Origin of the sequence: Aquisalimonas sp. 2447 (genome assembly GCF_012044895.1) — a bacterium.
Classification (GTDB): Bacteria; Pseudomonadota; Gammaproteobacteria; order Nitrococcales; family Aquisalimonadaceae; genus Aquisalimonas.
The window spans coordinates 2,216,351-2,230,412 of the sequence record NZ_CP050695.1 but is presented as its reverse complement, the minus strand read 5'-3'; the positions used below and the strand labels follow the sequence as shown (position 1 = coordinate 2,230,412).

Below are 14,062 nucleotides of genomic sequence, written 5' to 3'. Positions count from 1 at the left end.
TCCGTCGTTACAGGCCGGTGGCCTGCTCGGCCAGGTTCTCGTCCTCGCCCAACAGCTGGAGCAGGGTCTCGCGGATGGCGTCGAACTGCTCCTGGCGCTGCAGGGGTTCGTTGTTCTGGTCGGTGATGAAGAACACGTCCTCGGCCTTGGCGCCGATGGTGGCGATCTTGGCATTCTGCAGGCGCACGCCGCAGCGGGCGAAGGTGTAGCCGACCCGGGCCAGCAGTCCGGGCCGGTCGGCGGTGATCAATTCCAGCACCGTGCGATCGTTGCCCGGATCCTCGACGAAGCTGATCCGGGTGGCGATGTTGAAGTGCTGCACCTTGCGGGGCACCGGCCGCCGCGACGGTGCGGTGAGATCGTCCTGGCTCAGGACCTCGCGCAGCCGGGCGACGATCTCCTCCTTGCGCCGTGCGTCCTGAATCGGATTGCCGTCATCATCCAGGACCAGATAGCTGTCCAGCGTGTAGCCGTTGCGGGTGGTGATGATGCGGGCGTCCTGGATGTTCAGGTTCAGCTGATCCATGGCGTACACCGTCAACGCGAACACGTGATCCTTGTCCTGGCTGTAGACGAAGGCCTCGGTGCCGCCCCGGGGGCCATGCCCGTCCAGCAGCACCAGGGGCAGATCACTGTCCCGGGTGTTGGCAATGGCCGCGGTATGCCAGGCGATCTCCTCCGCGGAGTAGCGCAGAAAATAGTCGTCGGTGAAATGCCGCCAGACGGATTTCACCGTCATGTGGTGCAGCCCCTTGACCTTCAGGCGCCGGCGCGCCTGGGTCTGGGTTTCGCGCACCAGTTCGTCGTTGTCGATGGGGTGCTCCAGCCCGCGACGCAGCGCCCGCTTCGCCAGGGTGTACAGCTCCAGCAGCAGGGCATCCTTCCAGGAGTTCCACATGTCCGGGTTGGTGGCCCGGATGTCGGCCACGGTGAGCAGGTACAGGTAATCCAGCCGTGTGCGATCACCCACCTGGTCGGCGAACTCGTTGATCACGTCCGGGTCCGAGATGTCCTTGCGCTGGGCGGTCATGGACAGCAGCAGGTGGTGGCGGACCAGCCAGGCCACCAGCCGCGCATCGTATTCACTGAGCCCATGCTTCTGGCAGAACGCGTAGGCGTCCTCGGCACCGAGCTCGGAATGGTCGCCGCCACGGCCCTTGGCGATGTCGTGGAACAGTGCTGCCAGGTACAGCAGGTCCGGTTTGGGCAGACGTTGCATGATGGTGTGGCAGAAGGGCAGTTCGGCAGCGTGCTCCGGCAGGGCGAAGCGGCGCAGGTTGCGCACCACGAACATGGTGTGGGAATCCACCGTGTAAACGTGGAAGAGATCGTACTGCATGCGCCCGGTGATGGCCCCGAACGCCGGGATATAGCGACCGAGCAGGCCATAGCGGTGCATGCGCCGCAGCTCGTGGGTGATCCCCCGGGGCTGGCGCAGGATTTCCATGAACAGGCTGCGACAGCGCAGATCCCCGCGGAAACGGTCATCGATCAGGTGGCGGTGGGCGCGGATCAGCCGGATGGTGGACGCACGCACGCCCTTGAGTCCCTGGTGCTGCTGCAGCAGCAGGAACACTTCCAGTAGGGCGAAGGGATAGCGCCGGAACACGTTGGGGTGAGTGACCTCGATGAAGCCCTTGCGCGACTGGAAGCGCTTGTTGATCAGCTGTGGCGGCTCGCGATCCTCGGCGTAGAGGATGACTTCCTGGTAGAGCTGCAGCAGCATCTCGTTGAGCCGCGAGAGCTCCATCACCGTGCGGAAGTAGCGCTGCATGAACTGCTCGACGCCCAGGGTGTGGTCCTGGTCGGTGTAGCCGAACTGGCGCGCCAGCGTGGCCTGGTGGTCGAACAGCAGGCGATCCTCCCGCCGGCCGGCGACCGTGTGCAGGGCGAAGCGGATGTCCCACAGCAGGTTCTGGCCGCTGATGAGATCTTCGTGTTCCTGTTCGGTAAGGAAACCCTGGTCCACCAGGTCGTAGAGCGTCTCGGCACCGAAGTGGCGCTTGGCCACCCAGCCCACCATGTGGATGTCCCGGAGGCCGCCGGGGCTCTCCTTGATGTTGGGCTCCAGATTGTAGGCGGTGTCGTGATACTTGGCGTGGCGCTGCAGCTGCTCGTTCCACTTGGCCTCGAAGAACGTGCGGCTTGGCCAGACCTGTTGCGGCCCCGTGGCGGTGCGCATGGCCTCGTAGAGCGCCTCCGGGCCCCGGAGCAGGCGCGACTCCATGAGATTGGTGGTAACAGTGATGTCGCGCTCCGACTCGGTGATGCAGTCATCCAGGCTGCGGACGCTGTGACCCACCTCCAGGCCGATGTCCCAGAGGAAGGTCAGGAACGCTTCAATGCAGCGGTCACGACCATCCAGCCCATGGTCATCCACCAGCAGCATCAGATCGATGTCTGAGCCTGGATGCAGCTCGCCGCGGCCGTAGCCGCCCACGGCGACCAGCGCGAGCCCGTCACAGGCCGCGTCCATGATGCGGTCCCAGGCGCGCTGGAGCAGCTGGTCGATCAGCCAGGCACGCAGCCCGACGAGGATGCGTGCCGGTGTGCCTTCCCGGAACCGCCCCATGAGAATGGCGTCGCCGTGCTCCCGGGCATCCCGGAAGACGCGCACCACGGCCTCGCCGTTGGCCAGCCGGCGCTCGAGGTCGTCGCCGTCGAACAGGACGGCGTCTGCTTCACTGGGGTAGGCGGAGGCCGAGTCCATCGGGATGATTACTCCGGGATGACTTCGTCGTGGCGCAGAGTCAACACTTCGTGGCCGTCATTGGTAACCAGGATGGTGTGCTCCCACTGAGCCGACAGGCTGCGGTCCTTGGTGATCACGGTCCAGTCGTCCTTGAGCAGGCGGGTTTCCTTGCGGCCGGCGTTGATCATCGGTTCGATGGTGAAGGTCATGCCCGCTTCCAGCGGCATGCCCGTGCCGGCAGTGCCGTAGTGAAGGACCTGGGGTTCCTCGTGGAATTCGCTGCCGATCCCGTGGCCACAGTACTCGCGGACCACAGAGTAGTTGTAGCTCTCGGCACAGGTCTGTATGGCAGCGCCGATGTCACCCAGGCGTGCGCCGGGGCGCACTGCGCGGATGCCTTCCCACATGGCTGCATGGGTCACGTCGCAGAGCCGGCGGCCGAGGATCGTCGCTTCACCCACATGGTACATGCGGCTGGTGTCGCCGTGATAGCCGTCCTTGATGACGGTGACGTCGATGTTGAGGATGTCCCCCTTCTTGAGCTTCTTCGGTCCGGGGATCCCGTGGCAGACCACGTGGTTCACCGAGGTGCAGATGGACTTCGGAAAGCCGCGGTAGTTCAGAGGAGCGGGCACCGCATCGTGCTTGTTCACGATGTAATCGTGGGCGATCCGGTCCAGCTCCTCGGTGGTGACCCCCGGGCGCACATGCTCCCCGAGCAGGCTCAGGACGTCCGCCGCCAGCTTGCCGGCAGCGCGCATTTTCTCGATTTCATCGGCGGACTTGATGGTGACCGTCATGGGTGCGAGGTGATCTCCCGTTGTCAGAATCGTAGGTTTTCCCGGCGTCCTCCGGGACGTCCGACGACCCGGAACCGGCGCCTTTCCGGCTGCTACGAAAGCGCTCTGTGGTGGGGTGCGAAATTGTCGCGGCAAGCGAGGTATGGTATAAAGCGCGCGCTTCACAGGCAAATGCCGGAAGTAAAAACCATGGCCGCCAGCGTGCGGCCGACTACACACCCGCATCGTCAAAACCGGTCCAGGGGGTTGCCCTTACGGGTTCCTGGCCGGGGTGCGGGGAGGCCCAAACCCGAAAAGGAGAATCCCATCATGGCCAACGTGTCCATGCGAGAAATGCTGGAGGCGGGTGTCCACTTTGGTCACCAGACCCGCTTCTGGAACCCCAAGATGGCGCCGTACATCTTCGGTGAACGCAACAAGATTCACATCATCAACCTGGAGAAGACGCTGCCGCTGTACCAGGATGCCCTGAATTTCATGGGCAAGCTGGCGGCCAACGGCGGCAAGATCCTGTTTGTCGGCACCAAGCGTGCTGCCCGGGATGCCGTGCGTGCCGAGGCGAAGCGCTGCAACATGCCGTATGTCGACCATCGCTGGCTCGGCGGCATGATGACCAACTTCCGCACCGTCAAGCAGTCCATCCGGCGGCTGAAGGATCTCGAGCAGCAGGAAGAGGACGGCACCTTCCGCAAGCTGGTCAAGAAAGAAGCCCTGGAGCTGACCCGGGAGAAAGACAAGCTCGACCGCTCACTGTCCGGTATCAAGGACATGGAGCGCCTGCCCGACGCCATGTTCGTGATCGACGTGGGCTACGAGAACATCGCCATCAAGGAAGCGCGGAAGCTCAACATCCCGGTGGTGGGCGTGGTTGATACCAACAACCCCCTGCAGGGCGTTGACTACGTCATTCCCGGCAACGATGACGCCATCCGCGCCATTCAGCTCTACACCCGCGGGGCGGCGGACGCCATCCAGGACGCCAAGGCCTCCTCGGTGAAGCCCGGTGCCAGCGAGAAGGATGATTTCGTCGAAGTGCAGGAGAGCCAGGATTCCCAGGAATCCGGTGCGGACGAAGGCGCCGCGGCGCAGTAGCAGGGCCTGGCGGGCGGCCAACGGAGTACCGGCCGCCCGCTGTGTGGATTGACGGGTCCGGAGCGCGCCCCCGGCGCAGCCCGGGCCGCGTGGTTACAGCGAACAGAGCAAGAGGACGGGAACATGGCGATTACAGCTGCCCAGGTGAAGGAGCTCCGTGAGCGCACCGGCTCCGGAATGATGGAATGCAAGAAGGCCCTGGTGGAGGCGGACGGCGACATTGACGCCGCCATCGAGGCCATGCGCAAGAAGGGCCTGGCCAAGGCCGAGAAGAAGGCCGACCGCGTGGCCGCGGAAGGCAAGATCGTGACCAAAGTCTCCGATGATGGTCGCCAGGGCGTGATCCTGGAGATGAACAGCGAAACGGACTTTGTCTCCGCCGGCGATGATTTCACCAACTTCGCCAACGCCGTGGCCGCCATCATTCTCGACAAGCAGCCCGCGGACGAGAACGCGCTGCTGGAGCTGGACTTCGACGGCGAGCGCGACGTGCACACCGCCCGGAAGGAGCTGGTGGCCAAGATCGGCGAGAACATCCAGCTGCGGCGCTTCCGTCTGTACAGCACCGAGTCCGGCCAGATTGCCCACTACCTGCATGGCGTGCGAATCGGCGTGATGGTGGAAATGGAAGGTGGCGATGCCCAGCTGGGTCGCGATATTGCCATGCACGTTGCCGCCAGCAATCCGGCAGCGGTGGACGAGAACGACATGCCGGCAGAGCTGCTCGAGAAAGAGCGCGCGATTCTCAAGGCCCAGGCCGAGGAGAGCGGCAAGCCGCCGGAGATCGTCGAGAAGATGCTCGACGGCCGGGTGAAGAAGTACCTCAAGGAGACGACGCTTCTCGGTCAGCCCTTCGTCAAGGATCCCGACCAGACCGTCGCCGAGCTGCTCAAGGCCGCCGGCGCCAAGGTCAAGCACTTCACCCGCTTCGAGGTCGGCGAGGGCATAGAGAAGCAGGAAGGGAACTTTGCCGACGAGGTGATGGCGCAGGTTCGCGGATCCTGAACGGGTGTGAGAGGATCACGGATCATGTCCAAGCCTGTCTACGGTCGCGTTCTCCTGAAGCTCAGCGGTGAAGGCTTGCTGGGTGATGCCGACTACGGTATCGATCCGGCGGTCAGCCGCCGCCTGGCCAGGGAGATCAGGGAGGTCCGCGAGGCCGGCGTGGAACTGGCCCTGGTCGTCGGCGGTGGCAATATCTTCCGCGGCGCAGGCCTCGCCGCAGCCGGCATGGACCGTGTGACCGCCGATCACATGGGCATGCTGGCGACTGTGATGAACGCGCTGGCCCTCCAGGATGCCCTGGAACAGGAAGGCGTGTTTACCCGGGTGATGTCCGCCATCAAGATCAACCAGGTCTGTGAGGACTACATCCGGCGACGCGCCGTGCGCCATCTTGAGAAAGGGCGTACCGTGATCTTCGCTGCGGGCACCGGTAATCCGTTCTTCACCACCGATTCGGCGGCCAGTCTGCGCGCCATCGAAGTCAATGCCGATATCATGCTCAAGGCGACCAAGGTGGACGGCGTGTATTCGGCGGATCCGGTACACGACCGGGAGGCATTGCGGTATCGTCGGCTGACCTTCGACGAAGTGCTGGATCGCAAGCTGTCGGTGATGGATGCCACTGCCATCGTGCTGTGTCGCGAGCACGGCCTGCCCATACAGGTGTTCGACATGACGCGCCCGGGTGCCCTGATGGATCTGGTGCTCGGGGGCGATGTGGGCACCATCGTCGAGAGAGGATGACAACCGTGATCGAGGATATCGAAAAGGACGCGCGCGAGCGGATGAAGAAGTCGGTGGAGTCGCTGCGCCAGGATCTGGTGAAGATCCGCACCGGCCGCGCCCACTCCAGCCTGCTCGACCACGTCATGGTCGAGTACTACGGCATGGAAGTGCCCATCAACCAGGTGGCCAACGTCAGCGCCAGTGATGCGCGTACACTGCTGGTGACGCCCTACGAAAAGGGCATGGGGCAGAAGATCGAGAAGGCCATTATCCAGTCCGATCTGGGCCTCAACCCTGCGTCACAAGGGGATGTGCTTAGGGTGCCCATGCCGGCGTTGAACGAGGAGCGCCGCAAGGAACTGGTGCGGTTCGTGCGCAACGAGGCCGAGCAGGCCCGGGTGGCAGTCCGGAACATCCGCCGCGATGCCAATGGCGATCTCAAGACCCTGGTGAAGGAAAAGGAAATCACGGAAGACGATCAGAAGCGTGGTGAGGAGCGGATCCAGAAGCTCACCGACCAGTTCGTCGCCCAGGTGGACGAGGCCCTGGAGCAGAAGGAACAGGAGCTCATGGCGGTCTGATCCTCGGGAGTTGGCCCGGGGCGAGCAACTCGGCCGGGGTTCCGGGCCCGCAATGCAGCCTGGAAGGCCCAAAGCGCGGCGGGAACGATGAGCGACGTATCAGCGGAAAGGAATGATCGCCGGCGGCATGTCCCGCGCCATATAGCCATCGTCATGGATGGCAACGGGCGCTGGGCCAAGGCACGGATGATGCCGCGCCAGGCGGGTCACCGTGCTGGCGCGGAATCCGTGCGCCAGGTCGTTGAAGCTGCCGGCAAGATGGGCGTGGAGGTCCTGACCCTGTTCGCCTTCAGCAGCGAGAACTGGTCTCGCCCGCAGGAAGAGGTGTCCGTGCTCATGGATCTGTTTCTCCGCACGCTGGAGAAAGAATCCGTGCGCCTGCACGAACACAACGTCCGCATCCGCATGATCGGGGACCGGGCTCGACTGTCGCGGCGTCTGCAGGAGCAGATGGCCTCCGCGGAGGCACTCACCGCCGACAACACCGGCCTGACCCTGGTCATTGCCGCAAGCTACGGCGGTCGCTGGGATCTGGCGAGGGCCGCGAGGCGCATGGCTCAGGACGCCCGTGACGGGCAGCTGGATCCGAATGAAATCAACGAACAATGCATGACGTCCTACCTGAGCCTGGATGGCCTGCCGGAACCGGATCTGCTGATTCGTACCGGGGGCGAGAAGCGCATCAGTAATTTCCTTCTCTGGCACCTGGCCTACGCAGAACTCCTGTTCGTGGACACTCTCTGGCCCGACTTCGGTACCGACGAGCTGCACGCCGCCGTGGATGCGTTTGCCGGTCGTGAGCGGCGCTTCGGCATGACCGCCGAGCAAGTGGAGCGAGTCGGCCGTGCTTAAGTGGCGGTGGATCACCGCCCTTGTCCTTTTGCCTCTGGTTCTGGGGGCGGTGTTCCTGCTCCCCAACGCCGGTTTTGCCCTGGTCATGCTGCTGGTTGTGGCCCTGGGGGCCTGGGAGTGGGCCGCATTGGCAGGCCTGCAGGAGCCGGGCCGCCGGGCGGGTTACGTGACCGCGGTGGTGGCGATCGCCGCAGGCACCTGGCTACTGTTTCCGTTTCCCCTCCTGACCGCCACGGTGCTCTCGCTGGGCGCCCTGGTGTGGTGCGTGCTGGCGGTGTGGCAGGTGCGTTTCGAGCTCGGCCGGGCGCGTGCGGACGCGGTGTCCGGGCTCTCCGGCATGGGTCTGGGCGTGCTTCTGCTGGTTCCGGCCTGGTTCGCGCTGGTGTGGATGCACGACCGTCCTGACGGCCCCTGGGTGGTGGTCGTGGTGCTGGTGCTGACCTGGGCAGCCGACGTCGGCGCTTTCTTTGCCGGGCGCTGGTTCGGGCGGCGCCGGCTGGCGCCAAGGACGAGCCCCGGCAAGACCCAGGAGGGCGCCATGGGCGGCCTGGTGCTGGCGGTCGTGCTGGTCTGGGGCATGAGCGTAGTGTTGCCGGTGTACCTGCCCGGTTTCGGGGCGTTGGCCGTGCTGGCCCTGGTGACCGTGGCCGCCTCGATCCTCGGTGACCTGTTCGAGAGCATGATCAAACGCCTGCGTGGCGTGAAGGATAGCGGTACGCTGCTGCCGGGCCATGGCGGCGTGCTGGACCGGATTGATTCCCTGACCGCCACCGCGCCGGTGTTCGCAGCGGGGCTGGTATGGCTGTAACCACCGTCTCGGTTCTCGGTGCCACGGGGTCCATTGGCACCAGTACGCTGGACGTACTGCGGCGGAACCCCTATGCCTTTAGGGTGGTCGCCCTCACCGGGCACGGCAATGTGGACCTGCTGGAGTCGCAGTGTCGGGAATTCGCGCCGGAACTCGCCGTGGTCGCCGATGCCGAGCGTGCCGCGGACCTGCGTCAGCGCCTTGCCGGCGCCGGACTTCCCACGGAGGTGGATTACGGAGCGCAGGGCCTGGATGCAGCCGCCGGCGCCGACGCGCAGATTACCGTGGCGGCCATCGTCGGTGCCGCAGGGCTTCGCCCCACGCTCACTGCCGTGGCCAGGGGGCGGCGTATCCTGCTGGCCAACAAGGAATCACTGGTCATGGGCGGGGCATTGTTCATGGCCGCGGTGGAGCGTAGCGGCGCCGAGCTGCTGCCGGTGGATAGCGAGCACAATGCCATTTTCCAGTGCCTGCCGGGGAACTTTTCCCGTGGGCGGCTCGTCGATAGCGGAGTAAGCCGCGTCGTGCTCACGGCATCCGGAGGGCCATTCCGGGACTGGGCAGCCGATGCGCTGGAGGGAGTCACGCCGGAGCAGGCCTGTGCGCACCCCAACTGGAGCATGGGTCGGAAGATCTCGGTGGATTCGGCAACCCTGATGAACAAGGGGCTGGAGGTGATCGAGGCCGCGTGGCTGTTCGGTGTCGAACCGGCGCATCTGGACGTGGTCATTCACCCCCAGAGCATCGTGCATTCATTCGTGGAGTATGCTGACGGTTCCATGCTGGCCCAACTGGGAAATCCGGACATGAGAACGCCCATTGCCCACGCGCTGGCCTGGCCGCGACGTATCCCGGCCGGTGTGCCGCCGCTGGACCTGGTGCGGCTCGGGCAGCTTGAGTTTCGCGCACCGGATACGACGCGCTTCCGTTGTCTGGATTTTGCCTTCCGCGCCCTGCGGGAGGGCGGCGCCAGCGGAGCGATACTGAATGCAGCCAACGAAGCTGCCGTGGAGGCGTTTCTGCAACATCGCATGCCCTTTACCCGGATCGCGGACATCATCGCCGCTGCCCTGGACGAATTCGGCGGGACCGACGCGGCGGACCTGGATGCTCTCCTTGCCCTGGATCGGGACGTGCGCAGTCGGGCGCGGGCCATGATCGCGCAGTGCGCCGGAGGCGTGCAGTGAGCGGAGTCGGCGTCAGCGTACTTGCCTTCCTGGTTGCCATCGCCATCCTCGTGGCCTTCCACGAATTCGGCCACTACTGGACCGCCCGGCGCCTGGGCGTGAAGGTACTGCGCTACTCCATCGGCTTCGGCACGCCGTTGCTTAGCTGGCGGCGTGGTACCGACCAGACGGAATACGTCATCGCCGCCATCCCTCTGGGTGGTTACGTCAAGATGCTGGACGAGCGTGAAGCCCCGGTGGCAGATGACGAGCGACACCGTGCCTTCAACGTGCAGCCGCTGTGGCGCCGAACCCTGATTGTTCTGGCGGGGCCGGCGGCCAACTTCCTGCTTGCCATCGCCGTCTACTGGTTGCTGTTCGTCGTCGGAACGCAGGAGCTGCGGCCGGTGATCGGTCCGGTGGAGCCGGAAACGCCGGCTGCGGAAGCCGGTCTTCAGGAGGGCGACGAGATCCTGGCCCTGGAGGGGCGCCGCACACCGGCCTGGGATCGCGTGCTCATGGAATTCATGGAGGGCGGGCTGCGTGGCCAGGTGGTCGACGTGCAGGTACGCACCGAGGACGGCCGTGAGACGGTGCGGGAAATGGATCTCGGCGGTCTGCCCCGGCTTGGCGATGATCCGGACCTGTTGCGGGTGATCGGTCTGCAGCCCTGGCAGCCGCGTATCGACGCGCGTGTGGGTGAACTCATCGACGGGGGGGCTGCCGCTCGCGCGGGGTTGCAGCCGGGTGATACGGTTACGGCTGTTTCCGGGGAACCCGTGGAGCAGTGGCGGGATCTGGTCGCAGCCCTGAACGATCGTGCCGGCGAGAGCGTCACGCTTGCCGTAGAACGCGATGGTGCGAGTCGCGAGGTGGATGTCGAGCTGAACCCGGCGGGCTCCGATCGCGGAGTCCTCGGTGTGCGACCGGACATCGAGCCCGACGCCTTCGCGCACATGTTCCATACGGTGCGCTACGGCCCGGTGGAATCCGTGAGCGAGGCCGTCCAGAACACCTGGCAGACCGGTGTGCTCACCGTGCAGGTGCTGGGCAAGATGCTCATCGGGGAAGCGTCATTGAAGAATCTCAGTGGCCCCATCAACATTGCGCAGTATGCCGGGGATACCGCATCCACCGGCCTGGTTCCGTTCCTGAAATTCCTGGCGCTGATCAGCATCAGTCTCGGCGTCATTAATCTGCTTCCGATCCCCATCCTGGACGGCGGCCACCTTATGTACTTCGCCGCCGAGGCGATCAAGGGCAGCCCGGTCTCCGAGCAGGCCCAGGCCATCGGTCAGCAGATCGGGATACTTATGCTGATCCTGCTCATGGGATTAGCGTTTTACAACGATATCGCCCGGCTTCTCGGTTGACCGGTTCCTGATTCGACAACACTGAAAAAGACTGACTTATGCGCAGACTCGTAGTTGCCGTTGCCCTGTGTGTCGCCGTGGTCGCTCCGGTGCAGGCCTTCGAAGCGTTCACCGTGGAAGACATCCGGGTCGAAGGGCTGCGTCGCATCGCGCCCGGCACGGTGTTCAATTATTTTCCCATTTCCACCAACGATAACGTCGACCGGCAGTTGGCGGCCGAAGGTGTGCGCGCGCTGTATGACACCGGCTTTTTCCAGGATGTGGAACTGCAGCGGGACGGCAACGTCCTTGTGGTCAACGTCGTGGAGCGGCCGTCGGTGGCGGAAATCGAGATCACCGGCAACAGCGCCATTCCCACGGATGCGTTGATCCAGGCCATGCGGGACTCCGGGCTTGCCGAGGGCGAAACATTCAACCGGGCGCTACTGGAGGGCATTGAACGGGAACTGCGGCGTCAGTATTTCGGCCAGGGTCGCTATGACGTGGAAGTCGAGAGCACCGTCTCGCCCCTGCAGCGCAACCGGGTGGCCATCCGGATCGATATCGACGAAGGGCGGACGGCGCGGATCCGCGATGTCCATTTTGTCGGCAATGAGGCGTTCAGCGACCGGGAACTGGCGGGTGTGTTCAACCTGGGACCGCGCCCCTGGTACCTGCCGTTCTCCCGCCGCGACCGGTACTCCCGCGAGGCGCTGGGCGGTGACCTGGAGAACCTGCGCTCGCATTACATGAATCGCGGTTATGCCGACTTCAGTCTGACCTCCAGCCAGGTCTCCCTGACCCCGGACCGCAGCGGCATTTATGTCACGGTCAACCTGGACGAAGGCGAGGAATACCGCCTGGGCGAGGTGCGCATCGTCGGTGACACCATTGTCGAACGCGAGGAAATGCAGGAGCTCCTGGGGGTGGAGGAGGGGGATCGCTTCTCCCAGCAAGAGATCACCGCCGGCGCCAGCAATATCCGCGAGCGGCTGGGTGTCGAGGGCTACGCCTTCGCCAACGTCAATCCGGTGCCGGATATTGATCGTGATAACCAGACCGTGGATCTGACCTATTACGTGGATCCGGGCAACCGGGCATACGTCCGTCGGCTGAACATCAGTGGCAATTTCCGCACCGATGACGAAGTCATCCGGCGGGAAATGCGGCAAATGGAGGGGGGCTGGTATTCATCGGAGAACATTGCAACGTCGCGGCGGCGCCTGAACCAGCTCGGCTTCTTCGAGCGCGTGGATATCGAGACGCCGCAGGTGCCCGGCGAACAGGACCAGATCGACGTCAACGTGGACGTCACCGAAGGCCTGTCCGGCAGCCTGCAGGCCGGCATCGGCTACGGCAGCGGCCAGGGCATGCTGCTGAACTTCTCGGTGGCCCAGGATAACGTCCTGGGCACCGGGGACCGCATGATGCTGGCGCTGAACAACAGCCGCGTGAGCTCGCTGTACCGTCTGACCTACACCGACCGTTATTACAATGTCGACGGCGTGACCCGCTACTTCAATGCCAGTCTGCGGGAGACGGACGCCCGCCGGGCGCGGTTGTCCGACTACGGCGTGCGGCAGGGGAACCTGGATGTCGGCTTCGGTATCCCGCTGAACGAGCAGGATGAGGTCCGCATCGACGTGGGTTACGAGGACCTGCGGCTTAACCTGGGGTCCCAGGCCACCGAGGACCAACAGGATTTCGTCGACGAGTTCGGCGACCACTACATCAACTACAAGACCGAGCTGAGCTGGACGCGGAACACCTTCGATCGTCGCGTGTTCCCCACCAGCGGGGCACGCCAGTCCGTGGGTCTGGAACTGGCCCTGCCGGAAAGCGATCTGGAGTACTACAAGGCCCGTTACAGCCAGCAGCGCTACTTCCCGCTGGCCGAGGACTGGTCACTCTCTCTCCATGGGCGGGTCGGCTTTGGTGAAGGCTACGGGGATACCAGCCGGCTGCCGTTCTTCGAGAACTTCTTTGCCGGCGGTATCAACTCCGTGCGGGGTTACCGGGCCAGTTCCCTGGGCCGGCGCGGGGCGGATGACCGTCCCACCGGTGGTAACCTGAGAACCGTGGCCAACGCCGAACTGTTTTTCCCGATGCCGTTCGTGGACTCGGACGCGGTTCGGTTCTCCACCTTCGTGGACGGTGGTCAGGTCTACGACACCCGCCGGGATGAGTCCATCCGGCTGGATGACTGGCGCTATTCCGCGGGCGTGGCCTTTACCTGGATGTCGCCCCTGGGCGCATTGACAATGAGCCTGGCCGAACCGTTTAATGACGGGCCCGAAGACGACCTGGACCGGTTCCAGTTCTCACTCGGCCAGTTCTTCTAGGCGCCCGCCGGCTGACGCCCGATCTCGTGCCGGCATCGCCAGGATAGAGAGTTCTGATGAACAAATTGCATTCCTTGCTGGTGGCGGTGGTGCTCGCGGCGGTGACCGGCGTGGCCGTGGCCGAGAGCAAGATCGGTTTCGTCAACGCCGGTCGGGTGACCTCCGAGGCACCCCAGGCCGATGCCGCCCGCGCCAACCTGGAGGAGGAGTTCGGACCCCGGGACCGGGCCATCTCCGAAGAGCGTGACGCCCTGCGTGAGCTGGAAACGCAGCTCAACCGTGATGGTGCGGTAATGAGCGAGGATGAACAGCAGCGGCTGCAGAGGGATCTTGTGGCGCGCCAGAGGGAGCTGCGGCGTGCCGAAGAGGAGTTCCGGGAAGACTTCAACATGCGGCGCAACGAAGAACTGGGTCGATTGCAACGGCGTATCGTGGACACCATCAACGATCTCGCCGAAGCGGAGGGATTCGACCTGATCGTCAGTGAGGGCGTGATTTTCGCCAGCGATCGGGTGGACGTGACGGATCGCGTGCTGGAGCGCCTGCAGCAGGACTTCGAAGGCAACTGACGCCTGCGGACGGTAATCCCCGGGGCCGATCCATGCGCCAGTGAAGGCGCGGGATCGGCCCCGGTGCCATCGGGCGA

At 64.6% G+C, this 14,062-nt stretch carries 12 protein-coding genes; 10 read left to right on the top strand and 2 right to left on the bottom strand.

From position 1 onward, the window contains the following. Positions 1-7 precede the first annotated feature (7 nt). Positions 8-2,710, bottom strand: a complete 2,703-nt coding sequence (glnD, locus tag KU884_RS10530) for a [protein-PII] uridylyltransferase (RefSeq protein WP_167782601.1) — start codon at positions 2,708-2,710, stop codon at positions 8-10. Positions 2,711-2,718: 8 nt separating this feature from the next. Beyond that, positions 2,719-3,492, bottom strand: a complete 774-nt coding sequence (gene map, locus KU884_RS10525) for a type I methionyl aminopeptidase (protein ID WP_167782600.1) — start codon at positions 3,490-3,492, stop codon at positions 2,719-2,721. Between the two features lie 309 nt (positions 3,493-3,801). Between map and rpsB the strand changes: the two genes are divergently transcribed. From rpsB to KU884_RS10475, 10 genes are all read left to right on the top strand, one after another. Beyond that, complete coding sequence (rpsB, locus tag KU884_RS10520; protein WP_167782599.1) at positions 3,802-4,584, top strand: 30S ribosomal protein S2; 783 nt, start codon at positions 3,802-3,804, stop codon at positions 4,582-4,584. Between the two features lie 123 nt (positions 4,585-4,707). Beyond that, a complete protein-coding gene (gene tsf / locus KU884_RS10515; RefSeq protein WP_167782598.1) occupies positions 4,708-5,589 on the top strand; it encodes a translation elongation factor Ts in 882 nt (293 codons plus the stop codon). A 24-nt stretch (positions 5,590-5,613) separates the two neighbouring features. Next, positions 5,614-6,333, top strand: a complete 720-nt coding sequence (gene pyrH / locus KU884_RS10510) for a UMP kinase (RefSeq protein WP_167782597.1) — start codon at positions 5,614-5,616, stop codon at positions 6,331-6,333. A gap of 5 nt (positions 6,334-6,338) precedes the next feature. After that, positions 6,339-6,896, top strand: a complete 558-nt coding sequence (frr, locus tag KU884_RS10505) for a ribosome recycling factor (protein ID WP_167784215.1) — start codon at positions 6,339-6,341, stop codon at positions 6,894-6,896. A gap of 87 nt (positions 6,897-6,983) precedes the next feature. Then, positions 6,984-7,748, top strand: coding sequence for an isoprenyl transferase (locus KU884_RS10500; protein WP_167782596.1), 765 nt, complete (start codon positions 6,984-6,986; stop codon positions 7,746-7,748). Next, a complete protein-coding gene (locus tag KU884_RS10495) occupies positions 7,741-8,556 on the top strand; it encodes a phosphatidate cytidylyltransferase (protein WP_167782595.1) in 816 nt (271 codons plus the stop codon). The genes KU884_RS10500 and KU884_RS10495 overlap by 8 nt, the downstream gene beginning before the upstream one ends. Beyond that, positions 8,547-9,743, top strand: coding sequence for a 1-deoxy-D-xylulose-5-phosphate reductoisomerase (locus KU884_RS10490; RefSeq protein WP_167782594.1), 1,197 nt, complete (start codon positions 8,547-8,549; stop codon positions 9,741-9,743). Before KU884_RS10495 ends, KU884_RS10490 begins: the two co-directional genes overlap by 10 nt. Further along, the gene (gene rseP, locus KU884_RS10485; RefSeq protein ID WP_167782593.1) at positions 9,740-11,095 is read left to right on the top strand and encodes an RIP metalloprotease RseP; all 1,356 of its coding nucleotides are present in this window, start codon (positions 9,740-9,742) and stop codon (positions 11,093-11,095) included. The genes KU884_RS10490 and rseP overlap by 4 nt, the downstream gene beginning before the upstream one ends. A gap of 38 nt (positions 11,096-11,133) precedes the next feature. After that, complete coding sequence (bamA, locus tag KU884_RS10480) at positions 11,134-13,416, top strand: outer membrane protein assembly factor BamA (RefSeq protein WP_167782592.1); 2,283 nt, start codon at positions 11,134-11,136, stop codon at positions 13,414-13,416. Between the two features lie 56 nt (positions 13,417-13,472). Further along, entirely contained in the window at positions 13,473-13,985 is a 513-nt protein-coding gene (locus KU884_RS10475; RefSeq protein WP_167782591.1) for an OmpH family outer membrane protein, read from the top strand. The last annotated feature ends 77 nt before the right edge of the window (positions 13,986-14,062 follow it).